Raw genomic sequence first — 14,063 nt, 5'->3', positions numbered from 1 at the left:
GGCGGGGGAACGCCGCGCGCCAGACTCAACTGCGGACCTGTTTGGCATCGCACCAGCGGATGCCCACATGACCAGGACCGAGGTGCGGTCGGAACAAGGTCGCCAATTCCGCGCCGGCATTGTGGCACGACTGCGCCGATCGATTCCTGGCACATCGATCGTACGGATCGGTGAAACGCAGTTTCACGAGTCAGCCGCCCGTCACGTTATTGCACATTTGGAGGTTTCGTTGTCCCTACCGTCACTCATCCTCGTTCCGGGCGCCTGGCACAAGCCCGAGCACCTGGCGCTCCTGACTGACGAACTGCGGGATGTCGACGTTCACACCGTCGCACTGGCCAGCAGCGGTGACGACCCGGCGAAACTGGGTGACATGCACCAGGACGCATCGCTCATCCGGAACGCGGTCGCCGCAATCGACGGCCCAGTCGTCGTCGTGGCCCACTCGTACGGTGGCATCCCCACGAGTCAGGGCCTGGCGGGCGCCGACAACGTACGGCGTATCGTCTATCTCGCCGCGTTCCAGATCGAGGTCGGCGAATCGCTGCTGTCCAGCGCGGGCGGGTCACCGGCGCCGTGGTGGAAGATCCACCAGGACACCGGCACCGGCGAGTATGTCGAGGCGATGAACCCGGTGGATGTGTTCTACGGCGACGTCGACCCCGACATCGCACGGCAGGCCGTGGCGCAACTGGGCTACCAGTCCTACAGCTCGAAGACCCAGGAACAGACCCAGGCCGCGTGGCACACCATCCCCAGCACGTACGTTGTCTGTGAGGCTGACAACGCTCTTCCGCCCTTCGCGCAGGAGCATTTCGCCAGCCGGGCCGGCCGGGTCGCGCGGATGGCCACGTCTCACTCCCCGTTCCTGTCCCAGCCGGCAGCGCTCGCGCGGCTCATCAGGGACGATCTCGCCTCCGCGTGAGGAAACCGCGTGTGTGGCGTGCGCCACGTCGTGGACACGCCACACACGGAACCTTGATCGGCCACCGCGAGGGGGTCGGTGTAGACGCTGCCGGGTGGCGTTGATCAGGCGCTTCGGTGGCAGCGGGTTTCGAGCAACGCCCGCAGCGGCGCGGGATCGCCCGTCACCAGCCCGCTGAGTTCGACCGGACTGACGGTGACCTGCTCCGATGGCATGAGAGGGCAGTGCACTTGGACCCGCAGCCGCGGTGCCGCGGCTAAGGTGTGGAGTGGAGGGACTACCGCGCGACGAGGTTCACCAAATCCCGGCGATAGGCTCTGCCGGGCCAGGGTGCCACCGACGTGGCCGCGGATGACGACACCAAGCATGACGGGGACATGACGCCAGACATCGTCGGCAGAAATGACGCCCTCGAGGTAATCGAAGGATTTTGCGAGCGCTCACGCGAATCTGGGCGTTCGCTGGTCATTGTCGGCGAACCCGGTCTCGGGAAAACCACCCTGCTCCAACACGCGGCCCGGCTCTGGACGAAGGCGGGCGGCCAGGTCCTGGCAGCGACCGCCGTCGAGTTCGAAGCGGACATCAGCTTCGCCGGCCTGCAACAGATCCTGAGTCCGGTCGTCGACTCGATCCCCACCCTCGCCGGCGCGCGTGCTCCCGTCCTCGAAGCCCTGTTCGATCCGGATGCATCGGTAGCACTGGATCGGCTGGTCGTCACCGAGGCACTGCGGAACCTGCTGCGTGCCGCGGCGCGCGAATCGCCGGTCCTCGTTCTCGTCGATGACCTCCAATGGCTGGACCGGTCGAGCGCCGCAGTGCTCACGCTGCTGGCCCGGCGGCTCACCGGTACGCGCGTCGGCCTGCTCGGGTCGACGCGTCCGGAGGCCGAGGGCTTCTTCGAACGAGCACGGCTGGACGAGTACGCACTCTTCCCCGTTGACGAGCAGTCGGCGACAGAGATTCTGATGGCTCGCTATCCCTATTTGACACCGGCGATCCGACGAAGGGTTCTGGCCACGGCGGCCGGGAACCCGCTGGCGCTCGTCGAACTGCCGTTGATTCTGGCCGACCCGGGCCTGGACAATTCGGCGGTCGACCTGTCCGTCGTCCCGCTGAACCGGCGGCTCCAAGCGGCGTTCTCATCCCGGATCGAGAACCTGCCGGACGCCACACGGCAGTCGCTGCTGTTCGCCGCTCTTGAGGCATCCGGGAGTATCCGTGTCCTTGAGGCCGGATCGGGCGAGCGGGTGCTGGAGACACTGGCAGCCGCGGAGCGCGCTCGACTCATCCAGATCGCGGACCGCGGCACGCGAGTCGTGTTCGCACATCCACTGACGCGATCGGCCGTTGTCAACGCCTCCACCGCCGCCGAGCGACGCCGGGTCCACGGCCTGCTGGCCGAGGCTGTACGTGACGACCCGGACCGACGAGCCTGGCATCTCGCGCACAGCAGTCGCGGACCCGACGAGCGAGCGGCATTCTCACTGGAAGAAGCGGGCTATCGGCTGGCCAGCCGGGGCGACACCGTCGGAGCGGTCACCGCGCTCACGAACGCCTCGATGCTCAGCCCCGCCAAACCGGAGCGTGCCCGGCGCCTGGCTGCCGCGGCCTACGTCGGTGCCCACCTGGGCGGCGGGATCGCGTTGGCCGGCGACGCTCTGCGCGAGGTCCGCCAACTCGATTCCGCACACGCCGGCTATCTGGACACGGCGGTTGCCACATCGTTCGTCATTCTCAACGCGGACGGCGACGTCGACACCGCTCATCGCGTCCTCGCAGGCGCTCTGGACGCGGTGAGCGAGAAGTCCCATCCGATCTTCCAGATCAGGGCGGCCCTGCTCACCTTGTTGTACGTCTGCTTCTTCGGTGGGCGGAGCCAGCTCTGGCCGGTCTTCGATGCACTCGTATCGCGCCTGAACAGCCCGGAAATCGACGTTGTCGTCCTGATGCGGCACACCCACTCGGATCCAGTGAACGCCGGCGACGCCGCGTACCGACAACTCGACCGACTCGTCGAGAATCTGGATCAGGTCAACGACCCCGGCGAGATCGTCCTGGTCGGGCTCGCCAGTTCCTGGGTGGATCGGCTTCCTGGCTGTCGCGCCGCCCTGCACCGCGCGCTGGAGATAGGACGCGCCGCAGACGACACGAACGTCATGACACAGGCGCTGGCTCTGCTGGCGCTCGACTCCTACTTCATGGGGCAGTGGCAGGACAGCGATCGGTACCTGGCCGAGTCGCTGTCGCTGACCAACCAGAACGGCCTCCGGCTCTTTCGCTGGGCCACCGAACACTGGATCGCCACTCTCGCCGCCCTACGCGGCGATGACGAGACAGCGCGACGGATCACCGACGACCTCATTTACTGGGCCGTACCCAGAGGTGTCGTCGTGGTGAGCCATCTCTGCCACTACACCCGCGCCCTGGGCGCACTTGGCCGGCAGGACTACGAGGAGGCATATCGGGAGGCGACCTCGATCGGCCCCGCCGGCACCATCCCGCCTTTCCGTCCGGTGGCGATCTGGACTGTGCTCGACGTGGTCGAGGCCGCGGTGCGGACCGACCGTCACGCGGAGGCCCGGGCACACGTCGAGGCGGCTCGCGCCGCGCGGGTGGAGACGATCTCCGGCAGGCTCAGCATGCTGGTGACTGCCGCCGAGGCCCTCGTCTCTGCCGAGGAGATCGCGTCGAGTCTGTTCGACCGGGCTCTCGCGACACCGGAGGCCGACCGGTGGCCGTTTGACCGAGCCCGCATCGAACTCCTGTTCGGCCAACACCTCCGAAGGAGCCGCTCACCGCGCGCCGCCCGTGAGCACCTCGGCCGGGCCGGTGCGGCCTTCGAACGTCTGGGTGCGACGAGATGGACGGAACGAGCTCGCCAAGAACTCCGGGCAGCGGGCCAGCGGACCGGCCCCCAGCCACGAAACGAGGCCCTGACCGGCCGAGAATCTCTCATTGCCCAGATGGCCGCGACCGGCATGACCAACAAGGAGATCGGCGAGGAGCTGTTCCTGTCAGCGCGGACCGTCGGAGCACACCTTTACCGCATCTTCCCCAAACTCGGTATCACCTCGCGGGCAGGCCTGAGAGATGCCCTCACCCACATGGACAGAGACCGAGCACCGGGCGGCGCCTAGCGGCGTGACGCTACCGCACCCGGACGGCGAACTCTCGGCGGTCAGGAGGCACGGCGCCGTCGGCGCCCACCGCGTGGCTCGGTGAGTTTTTCCACCACCTGGCAGGCGTTGTGCAGCGGGTCGAGGCGGTCGGCGTGCGTCGCGACCCGCTGGAGCAGTTCCTTGAAGGCCGGCTGCTCGCCGCCGAGGACGGAGAGGATCTCCGCTTCGGCGGCGGTGAGGGCGTTGCGCCGGTCCTGCCAGAGGGTCCGACCGGCTTCGGTGGCGATCACCCTGCGGCTGCGGCGGTCGCTCGGGTCCGGCTGGCGGGCGACGAGGCCGGCGTCTTCCAGGTCGTCAATCAGGTAGGTGAGGACGGTCCGGTCGATGCCGAGCTGTGCGCCGAGCGCGCCCTGGTTCGTGGCGAGGTTCTGGCTCGCCGAGGCGATGACCTGGTAACCCCGGGCACCGCCGGGAACGTCGCCGAGGGCCTCCCCGACCGCCTTCGAGTAGCGCCGCAGGATGACTCCGAGCGCCCAGCCGAAGTCGTCCTTGAGCAGGTCGGCTGCGATCTGTTCGCCCCTGCCGGAAGAAGCGGGGGCGTTCGGCGTGGTGGCTGCTCCGTCGGACACTCGCCCATCATAGCGGTCCGACATATCATTTGTCTGACAAATCTTCTGCTTTGCTGTTCTGCGATTTAGCAGATGATCAGTCTCACAGTCTTAGTAGTTTGCAGATCGTCTGTACATAATCGGGTCTGCATCGCAGAACATATGGAGGAAAGTAGTGAGCCTGTTCCGACTCGACTCGAGCATCCAGGGCGCGCGCTCCACCAGCCGCGCGGTCGCCGACACCGCCGAGCAGGCGTGGGCGCGCACCCACCCGTCCGGCCTCATCACCCGGCGAGACCTGGTCGCGTCGCCTCTGCCGCCGCACGCCTGGACCTCGGCGGTCTCCGCCGAATTCGTCCCAGCCGACCAGCACACCGACAAGCAGGCCGAGGCCGTCGCGCTCGCCACCGAACTGGTCGACGAACTGTTCGCGGCCGAGGCGTACCTGCTCGCCGTCCCGCTCTACAACTACGGCGTCTCCCAGCATGTGAAGAACTGGATCGATCTGGTGATCACCGACCCGCGGATGGCCGGAACGGGGGGAAGGCCGCCACTGGCCGGGCGCCCTGCGGCGCTGATCACCTCCCGGGGCGGCGGCTACGGCCCCGGCGCCCCACGCGAAGGCTGGGACCACGCCACGCCGTACTACCGCCGGATCTTCGGTGATTTGTTCGGCATGGAGCTGCACGTCAGCGAGATCGAGTTGACCATGGCCGAGATCAACCCCGCGATGGCTGCACTGCGCGACCAGGCCCGCCAGCAGTTGGAGGCCGGGCACGTGTCCGCCGAGAAGCACGGCGAACTGCTCGCCCAGCACGTCCTCGACCAGCAGAGCTGAGCGGCGACCCGGACCCTCGGGTCATGCCCCCGCCCGACGATCGGTGCGGGGGCATGACCGTGCGCAGGAACGCTGCGTACCGGCCACCGTCGCACGACATCGACGGCTATCAGGCCAGCAGCAGCGCGCGTGATCGTTGTCAGACGTCAGGACGGTCGACGTTGACCGGCGTGCCGTAGTCGGAGAACACCATGACGGTCTCGGTCAGCGGAAGCCCGGCCAGGGCGTACGTTCTCGACGTTTTCCCAGGACACCTGTTATTGCCGAGAGCCGCGTGGACAGTTCCCGCAGGTTTCCGACGAGTGCCGACAGGTTCGTGAGCTGCGCCGTTATCGCGGACGAGAAAACGAAACCGGCGCGGCGGCCGTAGCCACCGCGCCGGACGTCCGTGGGAGGGTCAGCCGGTGATCCCCAGCCGGTCGAGATTCCAGGCGGCGACGAACGCCTCCCCCTTCCAGGAGTCGTAGCGTCCGCTCGGGCCGCCGTGCCCGGCACCCATCTCCGTCTTGAGCAGGTACGACCCCTGCGGTGCGGTGGCACCAAGCCGGGCGATCCACTTCGCCGGCTCGTGGCAGAGGACCCGGGTGTCGTTCAGGCTGGTGACAGCGAGGATCGCCGGGCAGTCGACCGCGGCGACGTTCTCGAGCTGAGAAGACAGCCTAAGCAATGCCGCTGAGCAGCTGCCTCGCCATGACGATCCGCTGGACCTGGTTCGTGCCCTCGTAGATTTGGGTGATCTTGGCGTCCCGCATCATCCGCTCGACCGGGTAGTCCCGCGTGTAGCCGTACCCGCCGAGGAGCTGCACCGCGTCGGTGGTGATCTCCATGGCGGCGTCTGAGGCGAAGCACTTGGCCGCCGCGCCGAAGTAGGTGAGGTCGGCGTCGCCCCGCTCGGACCTGCCGGCCGCGGCGTACGTGAGCTGCCGCGCCGCCTCCAGCTTCATGCCCATGTCGGCCAGCATGAACTGGATGCCCTGGAACTCGGCGACCGCCTTGCCGAACTGCCGGCGCTCGGTCACGTACCCCTTGGCGTAGTCGAGCGCGCCCTGCGCGATCCCGACGGCCTGAGCGGCGATGGTGACCCGGGTGTGGTCCAGGGTCTTCATCGCGGTGGCGAAGCCGGTGCCCTCCGCGCCGATCATCCGGTCGGCCGGGATCCGCACGTTGTCGAGGTAGACCTCTCGGGTGGGCGAGCCCTTGATGCCGAGCTTCTTCTCCGGGGCGCCGAAGCTCACCCCGGCGTCGGACTTCTCGACCACGAAGGCCGAGATGCCCCGGGAACGGGCGGCCGGGTCGGTGACGGCGAAGACGGTGTAGAACTCGGACACGCCGGCGTTGGTGATCCAGCGCTTCACGCCGTTGAGCACCCAGTGATCTCCGTCACGTACCGCCCGGGTGGTCATCGACGCCGCGTCGCTGCCCGCCTCCGGCTCGGAGAGGCAGTACGAGAACATGGCGTCGCCGGCCGCGACCGGCGTCAGGTAGCGGCGCTTGATCTCCTCGGAACCGGACAGCAGCAGCGGCATCGTGCCGAGCTTGTTCACCGCCGGGATCAGCGAGGAGGACGCGCAGGCCCGGGCCACCTCCTCGATCACGATGGCGGTGGCCAGCGCGTCCGCGCCCGCACCGCCGTACTCCTCGGGGATGTGCGGCGCGTGGAAGTCGGCGGCCCGCAGAGCGTCGTAGGACGCCTTCGGAAACTCACCGGTCTCGTCGGCCTCGGCGGCGTGCGGAGCCACCTTCGCCGTGCAGACCTCCCGGACCGCCTCCCGGATCGCCTCGTGCTCCTCGGGCAACCGGTAGACGTCGAACGACTCCCCTGCGGCCATCTCGGCCCTCCCCTTCACCGCTATCATGCGCAGTCTGTAGCCTTCCGTGACCGCCGACCGCGCAGACTGAAGGATAACGACTGCAGTTCAGGTGATGTTACCGGCGCGTAGGCATGGGGATGACGGAGCACCCACGCCGCCGGGCGATGATGGAAGACAGACAGAGCCACCCTCCGGTGCCCGCCGAGGCGCCACAGCAGAATGCGACGCGACGGTGCGCCGCCAGTGCGAGCGGAGAAGACAGGCGTGACAATCCCCTACCCCACCATCCAGCCGACCCCCGCCATCGCCACGGTGACGCCTCCTTCGGGCGCGCCCCGGCCGCGGGTGACGTTCCTGGGGACCGGTTACCTCGGTGCGACGTACGCCATCTGCTACGCCGAACTGGGCTACGACGTGCTCGGCTTCGACGTCGACACCGACAAGATCGCGATGCTGAACGCCGGTCAGGTGCCGATCCACGAGCCCGGCCTGGACGAGTTGCTCCGGCGCAACCTGGCCGCCGGCCGGCTCCGGTTCAGCACCGACATCGCCGAGACCGCCGAGTTCGGTGACGTGCACTTCATCTGCGTCGGCACCCCCCAGCGGGCCGACGGGATGGGCGCCGACCTGTCGTACGTCGAGGCCTCGGTGACCAGTCTGGCGCAGCACCTGACCCGCAAGGCTCTGATCGTCGGCAAGTCCACGGTGCCGGTCGGCACCGCCGAGTGGGTCGAGCAGCTCGTCGGCAAGCACACCCCGAACGACCTGGGCGTCGAGGTGGCGTGGAGCCCTGAGTTCCTCCAGGAGGGGTTCGCCGTCGACGACGTCCTGCGCCCCAACCGGATCGTCGTCGGCGTGAAGAGCGAGTGGGCCAACGGCATGCTCTACGCCGCGCACAAGGGCGTGTTCGACCTGGCCGCCACCGAGGACCGCGAGGTGCCCCTGGTGGTCACCGACTTCGCCACCGCCGAGCTGGTCAAGGTCGCCGCGAACGCCTTCCTGGCCACCAAGATCTCCTTCATCAACGCGATGGCCGAGGTCTGCGAGGCCTCCGGTGGCGACGTCACCCAGCTGGCCCGCGCGATCGGTTACGACCCGCGGATCGGCAATCGGTTCCTCCAGGCCGGCCTCGGCTTCGGCGGCGCCTGCCTGCCGAAGGACATCCGGGCCTTCCAGGCCCGCGCCCAGGAGCTGGGCGCCGGCGAGGCGCTGCGCTTCCTGCACGAGGTCGACCTGATCAACCTGCGCCGCCGCACCCGGGTGCTTCAGCTCGCCGCGGACCTGCTCGGCCGCCGCTCCGGTCCGGCCGGCCCGGACTTCTCCGGCACCCGGATCGCCGTTCTCGGTGCCACCTTCAAGCCCAACACCGACGACGTCCGCGACGCTCCGGCGCTCGCCGTCGCCGCGCTGCTGCACAAGGCCGGCGCCGAGGTCCACGTGTACGACCCGCAGGGCACCGAGAACGCCCGCCGAGCGGTTCCGGAGCTGACCTACGAGACCGGCATCAACGAAGCGGTCACCGGCGCCGACCTGGTCTGCGTCCTCACCGAGTGGGCCGATTTCCGCAACGCCGACCCGGTCGCCCTCGGCGAGCTGGTCAGTGGCCGCAAGGTGGTCGACGGCCGCAACTGCCTCGACTCGGCACTGTGGACCCAGGCCGGCTGGGATTACCGGGGCATGGGCCGTCCCTGACCGACCCGACCTCACCGGCCGGCCATCGCGCATCTCGGTGGCCGGCCGGTGTCGTTGTTTGCCCCGGACCCGCCGACAAGAGTCGAAATCCGCGCCAGCTTTGGGCATGCTGCGACAGTGGGAGTCCACAGTGCGGGTGGAGGGGTGTCGTGGCGACCTTTCAATGCTCCTCGTGCGGCCGGGAGATCAAGCCGGCCGCCCGTTGTCCGCACTGCGGGGCTGATCAGCCGCAGTGGGCCGAGCACCTGGCGGATATCGAACGTTCGATCGCGGAGATGAAGGCGCGCGAGGCCGCCATCGCCCGCGAGCAGCGGCAGATCGCCGCCAAGATGCAGGCCGCACTCTTTCAGCGGGACATCCTCGCCCACGCCGGTGAGGAGCGACTCAAGCAGGCCACCCGACCACGCCGGGTGCTCCGTCGCCGCCCCGGTCGACGGCCACCGACCGCCACCACCGGAGCGCCGCCCCGGGTTCCCCGCCAGGGCACTCCCTCCGCTGCGGGGGACCCGCCGCCTCCACCCCGGGCGAGCTGGCTGGACGCGGACGACCCGGAGCACCCCCCGGAGGCCTCGTCGCGCGAGGTGCAGAACATCCCTCTCGGCCTGGGCGCGCTGTTGCTCGGGGTGGCCGCCGTGGTCTTCGCCGCGGTGGCGACCAGCTCGATGGACGCGCTGGCCCGGCTCGGCATCCTGCTCCTGGCCACCGTGCTGATGCTGCTCGCCCCGCCGGTGCTGGCCCGGCGCGGGCTCACCTCGACCGCCGAGACCATCGCCGCGGTCGGCCTGCTGCTGGTCCCGCTTGCCGGGAACGCCCTCTGGGCGGTGGACCAGATCGGCGACGGCAGCGCCTCCTCCACGATCTTCGCTGGGGTGATCTTCGCGATCACCGCCGCCGTCGCACTCGGGTATGCCGGCTGGACGGGCCTGCGCGCACCCCGCTTCGCCACCGTGCTCGCCGCGCAACCGGTGCTGCCGCTGCTGGCGTACGACCAGATCACCGGGCCGGGTGGCTGGGCGCTGGTGCTGGCCCTGGTCGGCCTCGTCAACCTCTGGCTGGCCCGCTCCGGCGTCGCCGTGGAACGCCCCGTCCGGCAGGACCTGCCACCGCCGGCCGCCCCGTCGGCACCCCGCCAACGCAGCACCGAGAGCCGGCCGGAGGGCGACCCGGAGGAGGCCGCCGAGCTGATCGACGCGAGCGCCGGTTCCGCCGACACCCGGCCGGCCCGCCCGGTGCCCGGGCTGCGCGAGCTGACCTGGTCGCTGCACGCGGTGGCGGTCGCCGTCGCCCTGGCGTACGCGGTCACCGCCCTGCTCCGGGCGCAGACCGTGCCGACCGCGAGCGGTGCCGGGGCGGTGCTCCTGCTGGCCGCCGCGGTCGGGCTGGCCGGCGCGCTGGTGCTGCGTCGTCCGCCGCTGCCCGACGTCGCGGCCGGCATCGTCACCCTGGCCGTGATCGGCGCGCTCAGCCGAATCGCCTCGGTGGCTCTTCCGGGCCGGGCGTTGCTGCTGATCGCGGCGGTCATCACGGTGACCGGCCTGGCGGTGCGCGCGGTCCCCGAGGCGGCCCGACGCGGCCCGCAGGTCGCCTCCGCGGTGGCGCTGACCGTCAGCGGTCTGGTGGTCGCCGGAGGCGCGCTACGCGCCGGGGTGGCACCGGTCCGGGCGGCACTGCCCGCCTGGGGTGCCGACCTCGACCGGTATCCGGCCGAGTTGGCCGCCGCGGTCGGGCCCACCACCTGGCAGCTCGCGGGCGCCGCGTTCCTTCTCACCATCGCGGCGGTGCTGGCCCTGCCCACGGAGATCCGCCGCGAGTTCGCGGTCGCCGGCGCAGCGCTGACCGCGCTCGCCGTGCCGGCGTCGTTCGGTCTCGGCTGGGCGGTGGCACCCTGGCCGATGGTGATCACCGCGATCGGCATCGGGGTCATCGGGCTCTCCGCGCGCACCGACCGAGCCGCGGCGGCGCACGCCATCGGGGCAGCCGTGGTGGGAATGTTCGGCGCGGGTGCCAGCCTGGCCAGCCCCACGCTCACCGCCGCAGTCCTGCTCACCCTGTTCGCGGCCGGCACGCTGGTCGCGCTGGCACCCCGGATCCGGATCGCCTCGGCCGCCTCCGAGACGGTCACCGCCTGGGCCGCCGGAGGCGCGGCGTTCGCGCTGCCCGGGGCGGTGGCCGCGTTCGTGGCCACCACCATGCCAACCGATCCGACCCCCACGCCGGCCAGCCTCCGGGAAGTGACCGTCCCGGTCCTGGCGGCCAGCTTCCTGGCGGTCTGCGTGACCCTCGGCCACGCCGCCGTGGTGCAGGTCTCCCAGCGCCGCATCCCCGCGCCGCTGTCGGTCGGCACCGGGCTGGGCGCGCTACTGGTCACCGCCGCCGCCTTCGGCGCGCCCGGTGCGACCGTCGCGGACGCCTGGGTGGGCGCGCTGTTGCTGGTCGCGGCGGTGCTGCTCTTCCTGGCCCCGTCCATCGACGCCGGCCGTCGCGCCGACCTCACCCTGGACGGCTCGGACCTGGCCGCCGCAGCGGTCACCACCGCCCTGATCGCCACGCTGGTGCGGATCGGGGCGGTACTCGCCCCGGGCGGGCAACTGGCGGTGGCCGCCGGCCTGGTCCTCGTGGTCGCCGTCGGTGCCCGCGCCATGCCGGAGGAGTGGCGTCGGGGGCCGATCCTCGGCCTCGCCGTCGGCGGTGTCCTCATCGGCGTCCTCGCCGGCTGGTCGGCGGTGCGCGGTGGGGTCGGCGTACTGGCCACCCCCGGCCCGATCTGGGGCGGCGACCTGAGCGGCTGGCCGGCCGCACCCGTCGGCGGCGCCACCTGGCAGGCACCTGTCGCGCTGGCGCTGTTGGCTCTCGCCGCCGGCATCCTGCTTCCGCCGCCCTGGCGCTGGGACGTGTCCGGCGTGGCGGTGGTGCTCGCCACGATCGGCGCGCCGGCCGCGTTCGATCTGGCCTGGTGGTCGCCGGTCCTGGTCGGCGGAATGGTCGCCACCGTCTACGGGATGGCCGCGGTCGCCACGGAGGAGGCGCGCGCCGGGCTGTCCCGGGCCACCGTCGCCGGGGTGGTCGCACTGCACGCCGCCGGAGCCGGCCTGGTCCGACCGTGGACCACCGCGCTGGCGCTGGGCAGCATCGCCCTGATCGGCGTGGTGGTGGCCATGCTGGCCCGCGTCCTGGCCGGCCCGCAGGTGACCGACATCGAAACTGAGGGGATGCCGCCGCACCTGGCACAGATCGGTGGTGCGGCGATCGGCGCCGCGCTGCTGGCCCTCCCCGGTTCGGTGGCCGCGCTCGCCGCCGAGTTCCAACACTCGGCACAGGTGGTGCTGACCGCCGCGCTGGCGGCGTCCAGCCTCGGCCTGGCCGCCGTGGCCGCGGTCCGCCGGCAGGTGCCGCAATATCTGCCCTGGGTCAGCGTGGCGGTGGTCGGCGGAGCCACCATCAGCGCCCTCGCCGCCATCCCCACCGGCCTCCCCGCGGGCGTCTACGCGGCCGCCGCCGCCCTGCTCGGCGTCCTGGCCGAGCTGATCCGAGCAGCCACCGTGCCGCCAACCGGCTCCGCCCAGCCGGTCCGGCGCTGGGCGGTACGGCTCGACGGCGCGCTACGGCGACTGCCGAACGACCCGGAGCGGCGGCGGTGGAGAGTCAATCCGGCCGCGGGCGCACTGGCCGCAGCGGCCCTTCCGACCGCCCTGGCACTCGCCTCGATCGCACCCGCGCTGGTCGCCGCTCTGGTCGAGCCGCACCGCACGCTGACCCGGATCTGGCAGGGCCCACCGCCGGAGTTGCTCACCCCACCCCCGGACGTGGTCGACCCCACCCACGTGCTGACGGCTCTGCTGCTCACCGCGACCGCGGCACTCGCCGCCACCGGTTTCAGCGGTGGACGGCGCTCCCGCGCCGTGCCGGTGGTGTTGCCCGGAGCCGCCGTCACGCTGCTGATCGCCCCCATCGCGTTGGGCAGCGGCTGGCCGGCGAGCACCCTCGCGGCGCTCGCCGTCTTCACCATCTCGATGCTCGGCCTCGCGCTGACCCCGCCACCGCCGCTGGTCGAGCCGGCCCGCTCGCTGCGACTGGCTCGGGTCCTGGTCTTCGTCATCGGGTTGGCCGCCGGTGGCGCCGGGCTCGCCGGAAGTCTCGCCGCCCAGGAGCTGACCCTGTTCACCCTCGGCGGGGCGGTCGGCGTGGGCGTGGTGGCGGCCCTGTTCGGGGCCACCCAGCGGGCCCGCATCCTCGGTTGGCTCTTCGCCTCGCTGATGGCGCAACTCTTCGTGCTCACCGCCGGCCTGGTCGCCGGGCTGGCCGCCGTCTGGTCCGCGTTCGGGGTGCTCGCGGTCGGGGCTGCCCTACAGGTGTTCGCGGCGATCCTGCCCCGGCTGCGGCAACCGGAGGCGCAGCGTGAGGCCTCCACGGTGGAGTGGAGCGGGTATGCGGCCGCGCTGATCGCGCTGGCACTAGCCTTCGACTCGCCCCGACACATCGCCGCCCTGCTGGCCGCCTGGGGTGCGGTTCTCGGCGTGGCGGCGACCCGGCCCGGCCGCCGGCCGGTGGAACGCCGGATCCTGTTCTGGGCTGTGGTGGTCTGCGAGATCACCGCGTGGTGGATCCTGATGCGGGTCGCCGACGTGGCGCTGCCCGAGGCGTACACGCTGCCGTTCGCCGCGCTGGCCCTGCTCGTCGGCGTCCTGGAGCTGCGCCACCGACCGGACATGAGCAGCTGGGTGGCGTACGGGCCGGCGCTGGCCGCCGCCTTCGTGCCGACGCTGGCGATCGTGTTGGCCACCGAGTCCAGCACGATGCGGCAGATGCTGCTGCTTCTCGGCGCGGTCGCGGTGCTGATCTTCGGCTCGTCCAGTCGGCAGCAGGCACCGGTGATCGTCGGCGCGTCGGTCACCGCGATCACCGCGATCCACGCGCTGTTCAGTCTCGGCCCGTGGCTGGCGCTGATCCCGGTGGGCATCCTGCTGCTCGTGCTCGGTGCCAGCAACGAGCGCCGCCGCCGCGCCCAGGAACGCCTACAGACCGCGCTACGCGGCATGAGGTGAGTGCGCAACCCCCGGTCGCGGCGATCTT

The 14,063-nt window shown here is 71.0% G+C and carries 7 protein-coding genes and 1 pseudogene; 5 read left to right on the top strand and 3 right to left on the bottom strand.

Going from position 1 to position 14,063, the window contains the following annotated elements:
- The first annotated feature begins 67 nt into the window (after positions 1-67).
- Positions 68-925, top strand: coding sequence for an alpha/beta hydrolase (locus tag ACQEUX_RS32130; protein WP_433056456.1), 858 nt, complete (start codon positions 68-70; stop codon positions 923-925).
- A 341-nt stretch (positions 926-1,266) separates the two neighbouring features.
- Complete coding sequence (locus ACQEUX_RS32125) at positions 1,267-4,062, top strand: helix-turn-helix transcriptional regulator (protein ID WP_433056454.1); 2,796 nt, start codon at positions 1,267-1,269, stop codon at positions 4,060-4,062.
- A gap of 41 nt (positions 4,063-4,103) precedes the next feature.
- Here ACQEUX_RS32125 and ACQEUX_RS32120 read toward each other — a convergent pair whose 3' ends face one another.
- The gene (locus ACQEUX_RS32120) at positions 4,104-4,673 is read right to left on the bottom strand and encodes a MarR family winged helix-turn-helix transcriptional regulator (protein ID WP_433056452.1); all 570 of its coding nucleotides are present in this window, start codon (positions 4,671-4,673) and stop codon (positions 4,104-4,106) included.
- Between the two features lie 154 nt (positions 4,674-4,827).
- Between ACQEUX_RS32120 and ACQEUX_RS32115 the strand changes: the two genes are divergently transcribed.
- Positions 4,828-5,490 (top strand): FMN-dependent NADH-azoreductase, encoded by a 663-nt coding sequence (locus ACQEUX_RS32115; RefSeq protein WP_433056450.1) that lies wholly within the window; start codon positions 4,828-4,830, stop codon positions 5,488-5,490.
- Between the two features lie 397 nt (positions 5,491-5,887).
- Here ACQEUX_RS32115 and ACQEUX_RS32110 read toward each other — a convergent pair.
- Both ACQEUX_RS32110 and ACQEUX_RS32105 read right to left on the bottom strand, forming a co-directional pair.
- Positions 5,888-6,136: pseudogene (locus tag ACQEUX_RS32110) on the bottom strand (prolyl oligopeptidase family serine peptidase); the annotation flags it as partial.
- 13 nt (positions 6,137-6,149) lie between these two features.
- Complete coding sequence (locus ACQEUX_RS32105; protein ID WP_433056448.1) at positions 6,150-7,319, bottom strand: acyl-CoA dehydrogenase family protein; 1,170 nt, start codon at positions 7,317-7,319, stop codon at positions 6,150-6,152.
- A 246-nt stretch (positions 7,320-7,565) separates the two neighbouring features.
- Here ACQEUX_RS32105 and ACQEUX_RS32100 point away from each other — a divergent pair, with 246 nt between their 5' ends.
- Both ACQEUX_RS32100 and ACQEUX_RS32095 read left to right on the top strand, forming a co-directional pair.
- Positions 7,566-8,993: a UDP-glucose dehydrogenase family protein gene (locus ACQEUX_RS32100; protein ID WP_433056446.1), complete on the top strand. Its 1,428-nt coding sequence runs from the start codon at positions 7,566-7,568 to the stop codon at positions 8,991-8,993.
- Positions 8,994-9,142: 149 nt separating this feature from the next.
- The gene (locus ACQEUX_RS32095; protein ID WP_433056444.1) at positions 9,143-14,035 is read left to right on the top strand and encodes an SCO7613 C-terminal domain-containing membrane protein; all 4,893 of its coding nucleotides are present in this window, start codon (positions 9,143-9,145) and stop codon (positions 14,033-14,035) included.
- Positions 14,036-14,063: the final 28 nt, after the last annotated feature.

Origin of the sequence: Micromonospora sp. CA-259024, from assembly GCF_050936255.1 — a bacterium.
Taxonomy (GTDB): Bacteria; Actinomycetota; Actinomycetes; order Mycobacteriales; family Micromonosporaceae; genus Micromonospora.
Note: the sequence above shows the minus strand (reverse complement) of the source record. Positions and strands in the feature narration are given on the sequence as shown.

What these genes read in the sequence shown, in the direction of transcription:
- ACQEUX_RS32130 (WP_433056456.1), top strand. Translation starts at nt 68, where the DNA reads ATGACCAGGACCGAGGTGCGGTCGGAACAAGGTCGCCAATTCCGCGCC.
- ACQEUX_RS32105 (WP_433056448.1), bottom strand. Translation starts at nt 7,319, where the DNA reads ATGGCCGCAGGGGAGTCGTTCGACGTCTACCGGTTGCCCGAGGAGCAC.